Consider the following 13,666-nt stretch of genomic DNA (forward strand, 5'->3'; position numbering starts at 1 on the left):
ACTATTGTCCGATCGCAGCTTTAAATTCTGTCCAGGCTTGGTCATAAAATTTTGTTGCCTCTCCAACATCTTTAATGTATTGCAAATTTTTTAGAGAATCCAAAGGGGGATAAATGGCAGGATTCTTGAGGTTATTTTTATCTACTAACCCTTTGGTCAAGGCTATTTTATTCGCCGTTGCAAACTTAGCATAGTCGGCATTTTTCGCTGCGACTTCTGGTTCTAGCATAAAATTAAGGAATTTTTCCGCCAATTCTCTGTGAGGAGCACCTTTAGGAATTGCGAGGGCATCAGCCCATAAAATCGTTCCTTCTTTGGGAACCGCATAGCGCAAATTTGGATTTTCTGCGGCAACCTTAGCCGTGTCTCCATTCCAATCGGAAGCAACATCTGCCTCTCCTTGGTTGAGCAAATCTCTACACGTACCCGGACCGAAAGCGACAACCATATCCTTGTGCTTGACGAGTAGGTCTTTTGCCTTGGCAATTTCTTCTGGTTTGGTAGTGTTGGGGTCGTAACCCAAATAAATCAAGGCAGCAGCCAGAGTAGGACGCATATCGTCTAGCCAAGCTACCCTTCCTTTATACTTGGAGTCAAACATCGCTCCCCAACTGTCAATCTTGCCTCCGGTAGCCTTGATGTTATAGCCAATTCCCATCGTTCCCCAATGGTAAGGAATTGAGTATTGGTTGCCCGGATCGAAGGGGGGATCGAGAAATTTTTTCTCAATATTGGCAAGATTGGGAAGCTTGTCTTTGTTAAGTTTTTCTAACAAGCCATCGGCAATTAAAATTGCGACCATGTAATCGCTGGGGAAAACCACATCATAGCCTGGATTGCCCGCCTTGAGCTTGGAATAGAGGGCTTCGTTATTATCAAAGACATCATAGTTGATTTTGGCGCTATACTGTTTCTCAAATTGCGCGATCGCATCTGGAGCTAGATAGTCCGTCCAGTTATAAATATTGAGAGCCTGCTCCTTTGCCTTATTGTTCCGATCGATGCTGCTACAGCCTATTGATAATGTCAGACCAAATACGAATAAAATTAGAAGAATCAGCGCTTTTTTCATCGCTTTTGCTTTGGAAACTCAACCGTTAGAAGAACATGGGGGTTAGATTACCATAAAACAACTCGATGCGCTTTAATAGCGGGTGCGGGTAATTATTCTTTTTCTTGTGCAAGGACTCCGTTGAGAAAAATATCTGCGATGCCTTCTGCCATTTCTTGCAGGGCTTTAGGAGAAGCTTTGGGTTCCATGATAGTGTCATTAGAAAACCCCGCGATCGCAAACATCCCTAAAAAGACTTGAGCGACAATTTTGGGGTTCATCGGGCGATAAATCCCCTTATCCATCGCCGTCTGAAAGAAAGCTTCGGCAACGTCTGTCATTTTGGCGATAACTTCTGATTGAATGCGTTCTCGTAACTCCCGATGATACTGTGCCTCAATAAAACACACGCGCAATAGATCGCTATTGTCTTGCAGTCGCATCATTCGCCGCCGCATTACTTGAGCAACCGCCTTATAACTTCCCATCTCGCTGAGTTCCGTTAGCAGATCCGTTAAAATATCTATCCAGCCAGAAGTCGCCACTTCGATAAGAATGGCTTTTTTATTGGCAAAATGGCGAAATATAGTTCCTTCGGCGACATTAGCAGCTGAGGCTAAATCCTTCGTCGTCGTTCCTTCATATCCTTTAGCAGCAAATAGACGCAAAGCAGCCTGAAGAATGCGAGTGCGAGTGTCATCTTCTTGAAAACTTGAATTGTTGATTGCTTCTGCCGACAGTTGCTGGCGAAAACTTTGCATAATCATAATAGGATTTAGGAGCGAGAGACAGATTGCCCTTAACATCGTAGAGTTATTGTCTACTATGAAACTTCATTATTGATATTAATCTTTATTAAGGATTAAGTTGTGTCGTTGAAAAACCGAATTCGGAGATAGCTATGTCCAATCCCAATCCAGAAACTCTAGCAGCCGACAGTCCAAATAGATCGATGAGCGATCGCGAACTTGAAACCATGACGGACGAATTCATCGAACGAACTAGCAGCCACAAAGAAGTCATAGAGACAGTTATCTCTAGCTTAGAACAAAATAACAGCGCTATGGTCGTCCAGACCGATTCAGGCTATCTATGGAAATTCCAATACGGTAGCGTAGAAGTTTTCGTCCAGCTAACGGGAGAAAGCGACGAAGATTTGCTCACCGTATGGTCGCCCGTGCTCAAATTCCCAATTCGGGACGAAGCTGGACTGATGCGCAAACTGCTAGAGATGAACTGGTCAGAAACCTTGGAAACTCGTTTTGGCATTAGTGGCGACCGCGTCGTCGTTCTCTCTCAGCGCGCCGTTGCCGACCTTTCCCCGGAAGAAATTTCCAGGGCAATTACCCTCGTTGCTACTATCGCCGACGATAATGACGAATCCCTCAAAAAAGCCTTTGGAACAGCTTAATATGTTAGAGGGTAGGGGAGTTGGGGAGACTTCTGAGACGGGGAGACAAAGAGGAGTGGGGAGAAAGTTACCTAATCCCCAATCCAAAATCCAAAATCTGTGGAACGCAGTCGCCGCACGCCGCTGGAATTGACGAAGTGCAAGCAGGCTTCGCCGTGAGACGGCGGAGTACCTTGCACTTCCAGCACAACGGCGACCGCAATCCAAAATCCTATTGGCGCTTGATTCCCCTACTCGAAGCATCTGGTGAAATACAGATGGCGATAGATCGCTGGCTGCTACAACAGCACCGACAAGGCAAGCATCCCCCTACCTTGCGATTTTATACTTGGTCGCCCGCAGCGATTTCTGTTGGCTATCATCAACATCATTACCCCGAACATTGGCGCGAATTAACCTGGCAAGGAAAGCCGATCGATTTGGTGCGTCGCCCGACGGGAGGGCGGGCAGTTCTGCATCAAGGCGATCTGACCTATATGGTCGTCGCGTCGAGTATTCCTGGCAGGCGGACAGAAGTTTATCAAAAGATTTGTGAATTTCTCGTTCATGGATGGCGATCGCTTGGGATCGAGCTACGCTATGGCAGTGCCGGACGCGGATACATTCACAATCCCAACTGTTTTGGCACGGCTACTAATGCCGATTTGGTCGCCCCAGACGGACGCAAACTAATTGGTAGCGCCCAACTGCGACAAGGAAATGCCATCCTACAACACGGTTCTATTTTATTAAACCCCAATCGCCAGCTCTTTAGGCAAGTCTTTGGCGACTCTGCCCCCGAACCCGTAAATTTACCAATTCAACTGACAGAAACTCGCGCGAGCCAAAAAGTCGTCGTGCAAGCCCTCACAGAAGCAGCCAGTCAGTGTTTTGGCATTGAGTTAGTCACCCAACCTTTATCCGAAATAGAACTTCAAGAAATTTATTGCGCCAATGTCAGCGATCGAGCGCGACATCCGACACTCAACTCAGGATAAACTACATTATGTTAATAGATTTGTGTTGATATCATGAGTGTAGTTAGCCAAGTCATTCTCAAAGCCGACGACGAACTCCGATATCCCAGTAGTGGAGAACTTCAGGGGATCCAAAAATTTTTAAAAACTGGTGAGCAGCGCATGCGCATCGCCCAAACTCTCGCAGAAAACGATAAAAAAATTGTCGATCGCGCCCAAAGCCAATTATTCAGAAAACGCCCTGATTTCAGGGCGCCAGGAGGAAATGCCTACGGTCAGCGCCAGTACAATCAATGCCTGCGCGACTATAGCTGGTATTTGCGTCTAGTGACCTATGGCATCCTGGCAGGAAGTGTCGAACCAATCGACAAAATTGGTTTAATCGGAGTTAAAGAAATGTATAATTCCCTCAACGTTCCCGTTCCCGGTATGGTTGAAGCCATTCGTTGCCTTAAAGATGCTGCTTTAGGGCTGCTGAACAAGGAAGATGCCATGGAGGCTGCCCCCTACTTCGATTACATTATCCAGGCAATGTCTTAATCGAGCATTGAAAACCAGAAGCTTGAAGTCTGAAAGAATGTCATGCTTTTCAGACTTCAAACTTTTAAAATTCAGCATTAATATGTCTGGCACCAAAAAATTCCCTTGGCTTTCTTCTTGTCTACTAATCCTAACCTATGGGGTTTTTGGCTGGGTTGTCGCTCAATCGAGTCTTGTTTGGAGCGAAGGGATAGTCGCACAAGGAAGAGCCTTAGGTTGGATTATAGACGATAAATCTGTCCATATAATTATCGATCTCTTAGGTGCCGCTCTAATTTTATTAATCGCGATCGCTTTTACGGCTCCCATTGCCCTGGCAACTATCTTTTTCGGCAGTTGGCTCAAATCAGAAACTAGAGCTTGGATTTCCATTCTAGGATGGGCGTTTGCTGTAGTATTTATCATTCGCTGGATTAATTACTTTGCCAGAATTTTGGTCTTGGTATGCGCCGCTCTTTTAGGACGATTGGAATTTCAGGCGGCAGGTTACAATAGCTGGCAAACATTTATTATCCTGACCTTAATCTGTCTCGGTGGATTCGCTAGCGGCGTGTTAGCCTTTATGCAGTTAGGACAGTAGATGAAGGGCAGGGGAGACAAGGAGGATAAGGGAGACTGGGAAGTGTGGGAAGTGTGTGAGGAGACGGGAAGATGGGGAGACAATTAACTACACCAATGACCAATGACGAATTTTTTTAGGGACAAGGGAAAAGGGGAAAAATGAAAATGTCCTTTGCCCTTTCCCCTTTCCCCTTTCTCCCAATCCCAATGACCAATGACCAATCCAAAATCCAAAATCTAAAATCGAATAACTGAATTGCTATGCCTGAAAACTCGGACAAAAAACCCATACAGCGAATACTGATAATCGTAGCGAGTAGTGCTTTTCTGGCAACGATGATATTTCCCATTGCTGGTTTGTTTAGCGATTCTCCCCAACCGTCAAACAATGTAGCGACTATAGATGCACAGTCATTTCAAAAACAATTGCAAGAGCAAGCACAAGGATATGAAGCCGTCCTCAAACGCGAACCCGATAACCAAATAGCGCTTCAAGGATTAGCAGAAACGCGACTTCAGATGAACGATCCTAAAGGAGCGATCGCGCCATTAGAGAAATTGGTAAAGTTAGATCCTAATAACCCAATTGGTTTAGAAGGATTGGCCAAGGCGCGGATTCGGATGAACGATCCTAAAGGAGCGATCGCACCATTAGAGAAATTGACAAAATTATATCCCGAACAGCAAGAAATTCAAAGCGTGCTGAAACAGCTTAAAGAGCAAGTCGCCCAGGGAAGTCAACAAACCCAACCCAAAAATCAAAAGTAATCGGCACTCGAAAACGTTTGCTTAAGCAAATACGCGATGTTGCAGCGATGGCATTTGTCGGCGGACTTGTTCGAGGCGAATGGGATTAATTTCTGCGATCGCTATGCCGGGTTCCTCTCCGGCATCTGCTAAAATCACCCCCCAAGGATCGACGATCGTGGCATGACCGTGAGAATAGCGCCTTTCGTAGTGATTTCCCGTTTGTGCAGGTGCGATGACGTAGCAGGTATTTTCGATCGCTCTCGCTTGCAGAAGCACTTTCCAGTGATCTTTTCCTGTAAAAGCAGTAAAAGCGGCGGGAATGAAGAGAATCTCGGCTCCTTTGAGCGAGAGATGGCGATAAAGTTCTGGGAAGCGAACGTCGTAGCAGATAGAAAGTCCTATCTTGCCTAGCTTATCAGAAGAATAGATAGGCGGTAAGGCATTACCCGCCATAACGGTACTAGACTCTCGATAAGTGTTTCCGTCGGGGACATTTACGTCAAACAGGTGAACTTTCTCATAGCGAGAGACTTCTATTCCGCTCGGATCGACTAGCAATGCAGTATTATAAGCTTTATTAGGATTGTTCTCGACAGGCACGGGAAATCCCCCGCCTAAAATTGTGACTTGAAACCGTTGCGCCATCGTTTTCAGAAATTTTTCAGCTTTGAGGGCAATCGTTTCAGCTTGAGCGAGTTTCTCTTCTTCTCTACCCAAAAAAGCAAAATTTTCCGGCAACCCGATTAATTCTGCTCCCTGACCGACTGCCAATTCTATTAATTCTTCAGCCTGAACTAGATTTTTTTCTAAGTCAGGCGTGCTAGTCATTTGGAGCGCAGCAGCGAGATAGGACATCATTAGTTTAGCCAGGAATCTTATTTTGAAATAATTAGCTATAATTGCTTTATTTTATCGCTTTTGATGCTATTGATAGGATGTAAGTCTTATAGGACTTGATATTTGGGAGACAAGAAATTGATTTCTTGGTGAAATCGAGTCACACTAAATCTCCCTGACTGCTAATATCAATTCCGTTAACGTTGGAATTGTATATACATAGTAGTGCGAGCAAGATGCTCGCACTAAGTATAATTCCGATACAAACCGATTTGAGATAACCCAGAACAAAAGGTAAATTTACTTGTCAATCTTCTTAACTATGGAGAAGCAGCGATAGACTTTGCGATCGCTTCTCAATTAAACTAATCAAATTTTGGTTCTTCTGAGAAATTTTGCGAGATATTAACTTGGTCGCAGTTAGGACTTTACCAAAAACCCCAGATTCCTTACTGAAATTATTTGACTATCGATTCCAATATCAACGCTTTTCATCGAACTAGATGGGATTAAAGCGATCGCCCTCTAAAATCCAATAGCATATTTATAGAGAGTTCTTTTTATGATAATTATCTATGAAAATCCCGGTCGTATGGCTGATTAAAGCTTACAGACTCTTTATTTCCCCCCTCTTTCCTCCGACTTGTCGCTTTCATCCCACTTGCTCTCAATATGCCCTAGAAGCCGTGGAAAGATTTGGAGCATTGCATGGTAGCTGGCTAGCGATTAAACGCATCCTGCGCTGTCATCCCCTGCATCCCGGCGGTTACGATCCCGTTCCACCCCTACCGCTCAAGAAACCAAAATCATGTCGCTGCCCTTGAGAGAGGATGAGATTTCTCGCTAAACTAGAGAGCAGTTGAGAACAGCGATCGTGGAGCTTAAACAGGTCATTATTGCCCATAAAGCCGGGGATCCCCAAAGCCAAGCTTGGGCAGAAAAATGTGCTCGACAGCTAGAAACCCGTCACTGTAAAGTTTTGATGGGACCTAGCGGATTTAAGGACAATCCCTATCCAGTTTTTCTCGCCTCTGCCACTTCTAAAATCGATCTGGCACTCGTATTAGGAGGAGATGGGACGGTACTGACAGCAGCACGACATCTCGCCCAAGAAGGTATCCCGATTTTGGCAGTCAACGTGGGAGGACATCTGGGATTTCTGACAGAACCTTTTGAAGAATTTCAAGACACCGAGCAAATTTGGGAACGCCTAGAATCGGATCGCTATGCCGTGCAGGAACGAATGATGTTGGAGGCGCGTCTGTTTGAAGGAAGTCGGATCGCTCCTCAGCCCGTAAGCGATCGCTTTTTTTGCCTCAACGAAATGTGCGTCAAACCCGCCAGTATCGATCGCATGCCCACCTCAATTTTAGAGATGGAAGTCGATGGAGAAATCGTAGATCAATATCAAGGGGACGGGTTATTAGTCTCAACCCCCACGGGTTCTACTTGTTATACGGCTTCTGCTAACGGTCCCATTATCCATCCCGGTATGAGTGCGATCGCGGTTACTCCCATCTGTCCTCTGAGCCTCTCTAGCCGTCCTATCGTTATTCCGGCTGGTTCTGTCGTCAGTATTTGGCCCTTAGGAGATTACGAACTCAATACCAAACTCTGGACTGATGGAACGCTAGCAACCTCAATTTGGCCTGGACAGTGGGTTAACGTCAGCATGGCAAAACGATTTGCTAAGTTTATTGTCCTGCGAGAAAGTTATTCTTTCTATCAAACCCTACGGGAAAAGTTGCAATGGGCAGGCGCAAGAATCCGCTATAGCAACAATCATCGGAATTAGCAGTGCGATCGCAGTCGATTAGATATTGGGATAATATCAATTCGGTTAATGTTGGAATTGTATATACCTGGTGGTTGTCTAACCGGATTTGATATTATATAATTACCCATCCAAATGTACTAAATAATGTACTAATTCCGAATCCTTCTCCAAACCTGCCCAGACTGCATTCAACAGCGCATCGAGTCCGATGCGAGCTGCGGCTGAGATAATCAAAATGGGATCTGAAGTTAACCGAGTCAGTTGACCTTTGACAGTATTTGCTATCTCCTCGTCAATCGCATCCGCTTTGTTGAGGGCGATAATCTGAGGACGATTGACTAACCCCCGTCCGTAAGCTTCTAACTCCTGTTGAATGGTTTGGTAGTCAGCAATGGGATCGGCAGCCGTCAAATCGACCAAATGCAACAGCAGACGCGTGCGCTCGATATGGCGCAGAAACTCGTGACCCAAACCCACGCCCTCATGGGCGCCAGCAATTAGCCCCGGAATATCGGCAAAGACAGTACCGTCTCCGGTTGGTTTGCGCACCACTCCCAAATTGGGGACGAGGGTAGTAAAAGGATAATCGGCAATTTTTGGATGCGCTGAAGAAAGGGCAGCAATGAGGGTAGACTTTCCCGCATTGGGCACGCCGATAATGCCGACCTCTGCCAATAATTTCAGCTCCAGACGCAACCGCCTGCGCTCTCCTGGTAGTCCGGGTAAAGCATATTCGGGAGCGCGATTTTGATTGCTCAAAAAATGCCTATTGCCCAACCCACCTTTGCCACCTTTGGCAGCACAGAACTGTTGTCCGTTCTCGACCAAATCGACCAGCAGTTCGTCGGTATCGGCATCGTAGACAACCGTGCCGCAGGGAACTTCAATAATGCGATCGCGTCCGTCTGCTCCCGTACAATTATTAGGACCGCCACGCTTACCATTTTCTGCTCTAAAGTGGCTGGCATACTTAAAATCTAGCAGCGTTTGCAGGCGATCGGTTGCCACCAAAATAACCGAACCGCCGCGCCCCCCATTGCCTCCAGATGGTCCTCCTGCTGGTACGTACTTTTCTCGGCGAAAGGCAACGATGCCGTCACCACCTTTCCCAGCTTCTACTTCAATTTCTGCTAGATCGATAAATTGCATATCAGTCGTTAGAGGTTAGTTCTATTAGTGAATTAGTTATTAGTTATTAGTCGTCTTTGCATCCCCCATAACCAACAACTAATAATAACTACTCACAAGTCTAGATATATTCTGAAACATCTTCTTTACATTCATCCGCCAGGTAGGACAAGGCGCGGAATCGCAAACCGACCAACTGTTCGTAGAGGGGATTGAGCTTGCAAAGCGGGGGAATATGGACGATTTTGCGACCAAATAGCGTGATATCTCGCTCGAACGGACATTGAGGCGGAACCATCTTACAGATAAAGCGAGCTAACCGAGGATCGTGAATTTCCATCCCGTCAAGCCAGTCCTTAATGGGATGTAGCACGTCGGGATGAGGATGGGGAGGACTGACTAAAGCAGAAGCCAATTGCTCATCCGTCGCTGAAGCCGAAGTTTCGACGGGCTTGCAAACCGTGTGCTCCAGAGCTTGTAAGGCTTTGACTTTGAGTCCGAACGCATCGCTAAATTGATGTAATAGTTCGGCTTCAGAGGTCGAATAAACTCCATCGGCTATGGCGACGAGAACGGCCGTTCTTAAAAAGTTTTCTGCAATTGTTTCGTCTCCTCCTAAAATTTCGGCTAATTCTTTTGGCTCGATAGATTTGTACAAAACCGATCCATCAGCATCAGAAAAAGCTAATTCTTTTGTCAGCTCAGCAATCAACTCTTGTTCTTCTCGATCGTAGTGCCCGTCCGTCCAGGCGATGGTTAGCAAACCTCTTAGCCATGCGGCGATTTGTTCGTTGGTATAAGGCGATCGAGTAACATTAATCATGACAAATAATAAAAATAGTTGACAGTATGGATTCCTCCGATTTCGATTTTATCCTTAGCTTTGCGTTGCGCGCAGTGAGGCTCGATTAGGGTTTTCCATACTCCGAGCTATGGCTCTACAATTACGGGCGTTCCGATTTGTACCAGAGCGAATAAAGCGATAATGTCTCGATTTCTCATGCGAACGCAGCCGTGAGAAACTGCTCGTCCTATCAGGTGTTCGGCAGGCGTGCCGTGAAAACCAATAAAATTTTTTCCGTCCGTCCAAAAACCGATCCATCTTTCTCCTAAAGGATTGTTCGGCCCTGGCGGAACGATCTTTCCATTCCACGGATGCTCCCAAGCAGGATTTTCTACCTTTTGAATGACCTGAAAATTCCCTGTGGGGGTTTCCCACCCTTTTTTGCCAACAGCAACTGGATAACTTTCCTGGATCTCGTCGCCTTGATAAAGATAAACCCGACGCTCTCGCAATTTAAGAACTAAACGAGTGTCGAGGGGATGAATAAAAGGATTAGTAAAAGGATGAAAAGGATTGGTAAAAGGGTCGCTAAGAAGGTTAGAAGTCGTCGCTAGAGCGTTAATATTCCTGGATACGGGCGCGTTCGTGATTTCAGAGGCAGACGCCTGCTGTTGGGCATCTAATAAAGGAATCGCCGTTCCGACGCAGAGCAGCCCCAAAATTGGGTAAAGAAATTTGGTGGTGAGGAACATTTCTTTTGTAGTTGCGCCTTATTTATATTTCTTCTTAAATTTTGCCCGCTATTTCGGAAAAGTTTTCCTTCTTTCGGAATATTTTCAGTCTTTAGTCCGGACTTGGTTTAAACTCAGATCTTGTACCTTTGGCATCAACGCCTAGAACTAAAGTTCTAGGCTCAAAGCTCAACTCGATTAAAATCGACTGAAATTCCTATTAGGTCTTCTTTAGAAGACTTTTTCGCTCGGACAGGAAATTAATGACAACAGCAGTTGTTGAGAATGGTGCAAGATCTCAGTATATGAGACGCTTAATTTATTCCTCGGCGGTTAATGCAACTACTGCAAGATGCAAGTTTAAAGAAACTTAACTGCCTAATATTTTTCAAACTTAGTTTCTCTAACGATAGATAGAGGTCATAGAAGAATCTCCAGCCGAATATAAAACAAGAAACTTAACTAAAAAAGTTTGGAGAAGACAATGGCTATTTATAAAAACCTAAAAGCGATCGCCTCAACTACGCTTTCTCTATTCTTGTGTGCGGTTGCTATTGCTCCAGCCAGTGCTCAGTACTCCCCTCGGCAGAGTCAGCAGCCAACCCAACGAAGAATGATGCAGCAACAAGAACAACAGATAGGTCGCATTAGGAGCGTTTCTAGCACTACCTCTACCTCTACAGTTGTTGTCGCGCTAGAAGATGGCACGACTCAAACCCTTCAAGTCTCGAATGCGAATCCCGATCTCGGACAAGCGAGACTCAAAACCAATGATTACGTGCTGATACGTAATGAACGAATTGTTGGAGTAGCCAATAGAGGTACGATTGCGAATATGATGGGATCGACGGCTGAGATCGAGCTAGAAAACGGAGAAACCAGAGAAATCGAAGTCTCGCGAGCCGACATGGGAACCATGAATCTAACACAAGGCTCTGAGGTATATGTTGTTAACAACCAAATCGTGGCACCAGCTAGTTCTATGACAAGTCAAACGGGGGGAACGACAACCACTCCCGATACGACCACTCCTAGTACGACCACTCCCAGTACGACCGACGAGACCACTACTCCTGGTACTACCACAACTCCCAGTACGACCGACGAGACCACCACTCCTGGTACTACCACAACTCCCAGTACGACCGACGAGACCACCACTGATGACGTAGATACTGAAATGCAAGAGACTCAAACGCCAGAACAAACTGAAGAACCCGTTAGAGGAATGTGGTAAATTCAACCGTTTGCCTTTGGATAAGGGAAGGATACGCCAATCTAGTTTGCAAAAAGAAAAAATCTATAGTCGTCCCTGGAGAAGGATTTAAATGATTTAAGAGTAAAGAATTTGAGGAGCAGAAACTAAGGTAAAATTGCCGGAAAAAGAACCAAAGTCGATAAAATCTGGTGAATCTCCTCTCCTTCAAACTCAAACCTAAATCTAGGGTTTTCAGGGACGACTAGCATGGAATTGATAACAATAATACTTTCTAGCTTACTGGCTGCGATTTCTCCGGCTGGCTTAATTATTGACAGCGTAGTTGAAAACACCTTGCGTTCTCAAGTCGAGGATGTCGAGCAGTTAGATGTTCGCATCGATAGCACGCCTGGCTATCAAGTGCTGCAAGGGAAAGTCGATCGCGTTCGCATTGCTAGTCGAGGCGTTCGACCGATTCGGGATCTCAGAATTGCAGTTGCAGAACTAGAAACCGACCCCATCAATGTAGATCTACAACGCCTCCAGAATGAAGGAGAAAAGGCACTGCCGCAAGCACTGCGCCAACCCTTCCGAGGAGCGGTTCGGCTCGCCATTAGCGAAAGCGATCTCAACCAAGCTTTAGAATCTCCCAACATCAAATCTCGACTGGAAGGGGTAATTAATAGCTTTGTGGAAGAGGCTAGTGAAGCTTCGGCATCATCTTTTAAAATATTAAAAGCGAGAGCAGACTTTTTGGGGAGCAATCGCCTTGGCTTAAGGCTGCAATTGCAGCAATCCCAGACGCACAAAGATGTCTCGGAGCCACCAGAGCCAGTCGAAATTAAGCTAGAGGTAGGACTAAATGTGGTAGCAGGGCGATCGCTACAACTGAACGATCCCAAAGGAATGGTTAACGGCAGACGTTTATCGACTAGACTCTTGAGAGGATTGGCTGAAGGATTGAGCGAAGAATTAGATTTGCGTCGATTAGAAAACAGGGGAATCACTGCTAGAGTGTTACACTTGAACGTCACAGACGAGGAAATGCATATTGCAGCATTTATCCAGGTGGAGCCATAAACAGAGACCAGTTATTTGATTTTGAAGTTTAGATTGTGGATTTTGGATTGGTGAGAGTTAATAGTGAGTGGTTAATGGTTAGTTTTCTCCCCATCCCCCAGTCTCCCTTATTTCCCAACACTCCCCATTTCCCAGTTGCCAGCCGATGAAAGATAGACAGGAACAGTAGACTGGATATATAGGGTCAATGAGTTTAGTCTAGCTGTATCAAAGAGGAGTTCTATGCAAGATCGACCCAAAAAACCTAAAAACAATCGATTATCTCTGGGAGTTATCGCAGGAATTACCATAGCAGCACTAGCTATCGGTGGCGGAGCCTCTTGGTTGGCTTATCGGACTCTCACTGCCTTAAAAACACCCTCCGAACCAACGGTAACCCAATCCGAACCGACGACCGCTCCGCCAGACCAATCTCTAGTCCAAGAAGAGGGAGCGCAAGTTTATTGGCTCGCCGATAGTGGGGGACGCTTGAAGTTGCTGCCGACCAAAGTAGCCGTTCAAAAATCTGCAAGCGAGCAGGAAAGGCTGGAAACGGCTTTTAAGGAATTATTAGCTGGACCTAAAAAGTCATCTGAGACTACGGCAATTCCTGAAGGCACGAAATTGCTAGATTTGACTGTAGAAAAAGATGGCGTTCATCTTAACTTATCTCAAGAATTTACGACGGGTGGCGGCAGTGCTTCGATGATGGGGCGCTTAGGGCAGATTGTATATACGGCAACGAGTGTAGACCCCAACACTCAGGTTTGGATTGATGTGGAAGGAAAACCGCTCGAACTGTTGGGTGAAGGAGAAGGATTGATGGTAGAACAACCCATGACTCGTAAAATTTTTGAAACGGATTTCGAGCTTTAGGAACGAC

Annotated in this window: 16 protein-coding genes; 10 read left to right on the forward strand and 6 right to left on the reverse strand. The window is 45.7% G+C overall.

The genetic code is table 11. From position 1 onward, the window contains the following. Window position 1 precedes the first annotated feature (1 nt). Window positions 2–1,072, reverse strand: a complete 1,071-nt coding sequence (locus tag PLE7327_RS21605; protein WP_015145888.1) for a PotD/PotF family extracellular solute-binding protein — start codon at window positions 1,070–1,072, stop codon at window positions 2–4. 92 nt (window positions 1,073–1,164) lie between these two features. Continuing rightward, window positions 1,165–1,812 carry a TetR/AcrR family transcriptional regulator gene (locus PLE7327_RS21610; protein WP_041393728.1) on the reverse strand — a complete coding sequence of 216 codons (648 nt, stop codon included), beginning with the start codon at window positions 1,810–1,812 and terminating at the stop codon, window positions 1,165–1,167. A gap of 191 nt (window positions 1,813–2,003) precedes the next feature. On the opposite strand from PLE7327_RS21610, the gene PLE7327_RS21615 reads away from it, so the two are divergent. The 5 genes from PLE7327_RS21615 to PLE7327_RS21635 all read left to right on the forward strand — a co-directional run bounded on the left by PLE7327_RS21615 (window position 2,004) and on the right by PLE7327_RS21635 (window position 5,287). Then, entirely contained in the window at window positions 2,004–2,462 is a 459-nt protein-coding gene (locus PLE7327_RS21615) for a YbjN domain-containing protein (protein WP_041393730.1), read from the forward strand. Window positions 2,463–2,719: 257 nt separating this feature from the next. Continuing rightward, the gene (locus tag PLE7327_RS21620; protein ID WP_144266238.1) at window positions 2,720–3,439 is read left to right on the forward strand and encodes a biotin/lipoate A/B protein ligase family protein; all 720 of its coding nucleotides are present in this window, start codon (window positions 2,720–2,722) and stop codon (window positions 3,437–3,439) included. Between the two features lie 33 nt (window positions 3,440–3,472). Then, entirely contained in the window at window positions 3,473–3,958 is a 486-nt protein-coding gene (locus PLE7327_RS21625; protein WP_015145892.1) for an allophycocyanin subunit alpha-B, read from the forward strand. Between the two features lie 82 nt (window positions 3,959–4,040). Continuing rightward, a complete protein-coding gene (locus PLE7327_RS21630; RefSeq protein ID WP_015145893.1) occupies window positions 4,041–4,538 on the forward strand; it encodes a hypothetical protein in 498 nt (165 codons plus the stop codon). 242 nt (window positions 4,539–4,780) lie between these two features. Continuing rightward, a complete protein-coding gene (locus PLE7327_RS21635; RefSeq protein ID WP_015145894.1) occupies window positions 4,781–5,287 on the forward strand; it encodes a M48 family metallopeptidase in 507 nt (168 codons plus the stop codon). 21 nt (window positions 5,288–5,308) lie between these two features. Here PLE7327_RS21635 and PLE7327_RS21640 read toward each other — a convergent pair whose 3' ends face one another. Next, complete coding sequence (locus PLE7327_RS21640; RefSeq protein WP_015145895.1) at window positions 5,309–6,127, reverse strand: carbon-nitrogen hydrolase family protein; 819 nt, start codon at window positions 6,125–6,127, stop codon at window positions 5,309–5,311. A gap of 554 nt (window positions 6,128–6,681) precedes the next feature. On the opposite strand from PLE7327_RS21640, the gene yidD reads away from it, so the two are divergent. Together yidD and PLE7327_RS21650 are read left to right on the forward strand one after the other, a co-directional pair. Next, window positions 6,682–6,930: a membrane protein insertion efficiency factor YidD gene (yidD, locus tag PLE7327_RS21645; protein ID WP_015145896.1), complete on the forward strand. Its 249-nt coding sequence runs from the start codon at window positions 6,682–6,684 to the stop codon at window positions 6,928–6,930. A gap of 50 nt (window positions 6,931–6,980) precedes the next feature. Next, the gene (locus PLE7327_RS21650; RefSeq protein ID WP_015145897.1) at window positions 6,981–7,901 is read left to right on the forward strand and encodes an NAD(+) kinase; all 921 of its coding nucleotides are present in this window, start codon (window positions 6,981–6,983) and stop codon (window positions 7,899–7,901) included. A gap of 102 nt (window positions 7,902–8,003) precedes the next feature. On the opposite strand, the gene obgE is transcribed toward PLE7327_RS21650, so the two are convergent. From obgE to PLE7327_RS21665, 3 genes are all read right to left on the reverse strand, one after another. Further along, window positions 8,004–9,032, reverse strand: a complete 1,029-nt coding sequence (gene obgE, locus PLE7327_RS21655; protein WP_015145898.1) for a GTPase ObgE — start codon at window positions 9,030–9,032, stop codon at window positions 8,004–8,006. 100 nt (window positions 9,033–9,132) lie between these two features. Further along, on the reverse strand, window positions 9,133–9,834 hold the full coding sequence (locus PLE7327_RS21660) for a Mo-dependent nitrogenase C-terminal domain-containing protein (protein ID WP_015145899.1): 702 nt from the start codon (window positions 9,832–9,834) through the stop codon (window positions 9,133–9,135). Between the two features lie 107 nt (window positions 9,835–9,941). After that, complete coding sequence (locus PLE7327_RS21665; RefSeq protein ID WP_015145900.1) at window positions 9,942–10,547, reverse strand: L,D-transpeptidase; 606 nt, start codon at window positions 10,545–10,547, stop codon at window positions 9,942–9,944. Between the two features lie 463 nt (window positions 10,548–11,010). Here PLE7327_RS21665 and PLE7327_RS22940 point away from each other — a divergent pair, with 463 nt between their 5' ends. From PLE7327_RS22940 to PLE7327_RS21680, 3 genes are all read left to right on the forward strand, one after another. Next, complete coding sequence (locus PLE7327_RS22940) at window positions 11,011–11,763, forward strand: hypothetical protein (protein WP_015145901.1); 753 nt, start codon at window positions 11,011–11,013, stop codon at window positions 11,761–11,763. 228 nt (window positions 11,764–11,991) lie between these two features. After that, complete coding sequence (locus tag PLE7327_RS21675) at window positions 11,992–12,804, forward strand: DUF2993 domain-containing protein (protein ID WP_015145902.1); 813 nt, start codon at window positions 11,992–11,994, stop codon at window positions 12,802–12,804. Between the two features lie 222 nt (window positions 12,805–13,026). Next, window positions 13,027–13,659, forward strand: coding sequence for a GerMN domain-containing protein (locus PLE7327_RS21680; RefSeq protein WP_015145903.1), 633 nt, complete (start codon window positions 13,027–13,029; stop codon window positions 13,657–13,659). Window positions 13,660–13,666 lie beyond the last annotated feature (7 nt).

The sequence above is a fragment of the Pleurocapsa sp. PCC 7327 genome (genome assembly GCF_000317025.1).
GTDB lineage: Bacteria > Cyanobacteriota > Cyanobacteriia > Cyanobacteriales > Microcystaceae > Hydrococcus.